This is a genomic window from Curtobacterium sp. B8 (assembly GCF_000333315.1).
In the GTDB taxonomy this organism is placed as follows: Bacteria; Actinomycetota; Actinomycetes; order Actinomycetales; family Microbacteriaceae; genus Curtobacterium; species Curtobacterium luteum.
In genome coordinates this window covers 1-1134 of the sequence record NZ_BACW01000213.1, presented here as the reverse complement: position 1 = coordinate 1134, position 1134 = coordinate 1, and the positions used below count along the sequence as shown (strand labels likewise).

1 protein-coding gene is annotated in these 1134 nt (G+C 76.2%); it reads left to right on the top strand.

Features of this window, described 5'->3' with window-relative positions; translation table 11 throughout:
- Nucleotides 1-112 precede the first annotated feature (112 nt).
- Nucleotides 113-1027, top strand: coding sequence for a DUF58 domain-containing protein (locus I59_RS20685; protein ID WP_022902986.1), 915 nt, complete (start codon nt 113-115; stop codon nt 1025-1027).
- Nucleotides 1028-1134 lie beyond the last annotated feature (107 nt).

Genomic DNA, 1134 nt, shown 5'->3' with positions numbered 1-1134 from the left:
TCCAGGTGGGCGAGGTCTACCGCGAACGCGTCCCCCTCCGCGGCACGGGCCTGCGGTCGGGCCCCCCTCGACGCTCCTCGTCCGGGAACAGCTGGACGACGTCTTCGCGAGCGTGACGAACGCCGAAACCTACGCGACCGTCGGGCGGAGGACGCCCCCGGCCGTCCTCGACGTCGAGGCCCTGGCGATGCACCGGGGCCGTGGCCTCGTCGGCCCGGTGACGATCCGCGTCGAGGACCCCTTCGGCCTGCTGCGCGTCGACCGTCCGGTGGTCCGCGCGGAGGAGGTCGTGGTCGTGCCCGCATCGGTGCCGCTCGCCGCCCTCGACACGGGCGCGCTCGCCGGAGCGGTGTCGGCGGACGAGGGCCGGGTCGGCCAGGGCGGTTCGGCGGACGACAGCGAACTGCGCCCGTACCGACCCGGGGACCCGATCCGTCGGGTGCACTGGGGGCAGAGCGCGCGCCGCGGTGAACTCCACGTCCGCCAGACCACGCAGGCCCAGCCGCCGGAGGCCGTCATCGCGCTCGACGTCCGACGCGAGTCCTACCAACGCCTCGGCCGCGACGACCTCGCCGAGCTGTCCGACCTGGGCGGCGACGCGGCGTTCGAGCACGCCGTGGTCGTGGCCGCGAGCGTCGCCCGGGCCCTCGCCGCGCGGACCTCACGTGTCGTCCTGGTCAGCGACGACCCCGACGGGATCACCCGGCACGCGGGGGACGCCGGAGGACTGACCGACGTCCTGGTCGGGCTCGCCGACGTGCGGGTCCGCTCGGACGCTCGCGACGTCACCGAGGTCCTGCCCGACGTCCGCGGGCGCGACGTCCACGGGATGACCGCGGTGGTCACGGGCCGGTGCACGGCGGAGCAGGCGGCCGAGCTCGTCTCCGCCACCATCGGGTCGAGCCGCGGCATCCTCGCCACCATCGTCCCGCCCGAGCCCGTCGTCCGCGGCATCCTCGACCGTGGCGGGTGGCGCACCCTCGTCGTGCCGGTCGCGGGTGCCTCGGCGCAGGGGAGCCTCCGGTGACCGGCACGCAGGCGCCGAGCCGTCGGCGCGGGGTCGACGTCCACGAGATCCTGGACCGCCCGGAGGACCCGCGGGACACCCCGAGCGCGTGGATCACGGTCCTCGCG